3 protein-coding genes and 1 pseudogene are annotated in these 1,902 nt (G+C 74.0%); all 4 read left to right on the forward strand.

Annotated elements, in window-relative coordinates:
• A partial coding sequence (locus FV222_RS24555) for an NAD-binding protein (protein ID WP_147815868.1) occupies positions 1-514 on the forward strand: 514 nt, incomplete at its 5' end.
• 143 nt (positions 515-657) lie between these two features.
• A complete protein-coding gene (locus tag FV222_RS24560) occupies positions 658-981 on the forward strand; it encodes an XdhC family protein (RefSeq protein ID WP_147815869.1) in 324 nt (107 codons plus the stop codon).
• 2 nt (positions 982-983) lie between these two features.
• On the forward strand, positions 984-1,685 hold the full coding sequence (locus tag FV222_RS24565; protein WP_147761395.1) for an XdhC family protein: 702 nt from the start codon (positions 984-986) through the stop codon (positions 1,683-1,685).
• Positions 1,682-1,902, forward strand: a pseudogene (locus FV222_RS24570) (molybdopterin-binding protein); the annotation flags it as partial. The gene FV222_RS24565 and the pseudogene FV222_RS24570, both read left to right, overlap by 4 nt.

Genomic DNA, 1,902 nt, shown 5'->3' on the forward strand with positions numbered 1-1,902 from the left:
GTTGAGCGCGCCGGCCGCGGCCGGCGCGCTCAACATCGTCGCAGCAGGCGATGCCGCGGCGATCGAGCGCGCGGGTCCGCTCCTCGACGCGATGGGCACGAAGACGTGGCGTTTCGGCACCGAGCCGCATCAGGCCAACGCCGTGAAGCTCGCCGGCAACTTCATGCTGGTCTCCGCCATCGAGGCGATGGGCGAGGCCGCCGCCTTCGCCGAGGGGCACGGCGTGCCGGCCGCCGACCTGCTGACGATGCTCACCGGCACGCTGTTCGCCTCACCGGTCTACAAGGGCTACGGCGCCTCCATCTCGGCGAGCCGCTACGAGCCGCCGGGCTTCGGGCTCAGGCTCGGCGCCAAGGATATCGGCCTCGTCCTCCGCGCGGCGGAGGCGGCGAACGTGCCGATGCCGTTCGCCGGGGTGCTGCGCGACAACCTGATCGACGCGATCGCGCATGGCGACGGCGACAAGGACCTCGCGGCGCTGGCCACCGTGGCGACCCGGCGCAGCGGGCGCTGAGGCTCGCGCCGTCCCTCACTCCGCGCGACGGCGCCGTCGCCGGCGCCTTGCGCCCGGCCCGCGATGCCATACCTGAACCGTGCGGCCCGCGGATCGGGCTCTCGCACCCACGGGCCGACGCGCGGCCTTGCCGAGGCACGCCGATGATCTCGACCGAATCCGACATCCTCAACACCGCCGCGGCCTGGCGCCGCGACGGCTGCGCGGTGGCGCTCGCCACCGTGATCGAGACCTGGGGCTCGGCTCCGCGCCCGGTCGGCAGCCACCTCGTCGTCGACGAAGACGGCAACTTCCTCGGCTCGGTCTCCGGCGGCTGCGTCGAGGGCGCGGTGATCACCGAAGCCGCCGACGCGATCGCCGACGGCAAGCCGCGGGTGATCGAGTTCGGCGTCGCCGACGAGACCGCGTGGCGGGTCGGGCTCTCCTGCGGCGGTCGTATCCGCATCTTCGTCGAGCGGATCGACTGACCATGCGCGCCGACATCCTGGAAGGCTTGAACGCCGAGCGCGCCGGACGCCGCGCCGCGATCCTCGTCACCGATATCGCGGACGGCACGCAGCGCCTGGTGCGGGAAGCCGACATCGCCGGCGACGCCCTCGCCGAACCCCTCGGCCGTCACCTCGCCGCCGGCCGCAGCGGCCTGATCGAGGCCGGCGGCCGCACGCTGTTCCTCACGGTGCAGGTGCCGCCGGTCCGCCTCGTCGTGGTCGGCGCGGTGCACATCACCCAGGCGCTTGTGCCGATGGCCGCCGCCCTCGACCTCGCGGTGACGGTGATCGACCCGCGCACCGCATTCGCCAGCCCGGAGCGCTTTCCCGGGGTCGAACTGGTCGCGGATTGGCCTGAGGCAGCGTTCGGCGGCGCGGTGCCGCCGCTCGACCGCTACTGCGCGCTCGCCGCGCTCACCCACGATCCGAAGATCGACGATCCGGCGCTCAAGGCGGCGCTGTCTGCCGAATGCTTCTACATCGGGGCCCTGGGCTCGCGGAAAACCCACGCGGCGCGGGCGGTGCGGTTGATCGAGGCCGGCTTCTCCGAGGCGCAGATGGCGCGCATCCGCGCGCCGATCGGGCTTGCCATCGGTGCCGTGAGCCCGGCCGAGATCGCGCTTTCGGTGTTGGCCCAGGTGGTCGCCGCCCTGCGGCGGGCGCCGCGCGAGGCGGCCTCGTGAAGTTCGGGCCGGTTCCGGTCGAAGCGGCCCTCGGCCTGATCGCGGCCCACACCATCAAGGCCGGCGGCGCGACCCTGCGCAAGGGCCGGACGATCCTGGCCGAGACCGTGGCCGGGCTCGAAGCCGAGGGCGTGCGCGACCTCGTCGCCGTCGCCCTCGAACCCGGCGACGTCGGCGAGGACGCGGCCGCCGAAACGCTGGCGCGGCACCTCGCCGG

Origin of the sequence: Methylobacterium sp. WL103, from assembly GCF_008039885.1 — a bacterium.
Taxonomy (GTDB): Bacteria; Pseudomonadota; Alphaproteobacteria; order Rhizobiales; family Beijerinckiaceae; genus Methylobacterium; species Methylobacterium cerastii.

What these genes read in the sequence shown, in the direction of transcription:
- FV222_RS24560 (WP_147815869.1), top strand. Translation starts at nt 658, where the DNA reads ATGATCTCGACCGAATCCGACATCCTCAACACCGCCGCGGCCTGGCGC.
- FV222_RS24565 (WP_147761395.1), top strand. Translation starts at nt 984, where the DNA reads ATGCGCGCCGACATCCTGGAAGGCTTGAACGCCGAGCGCGCCGGACGC.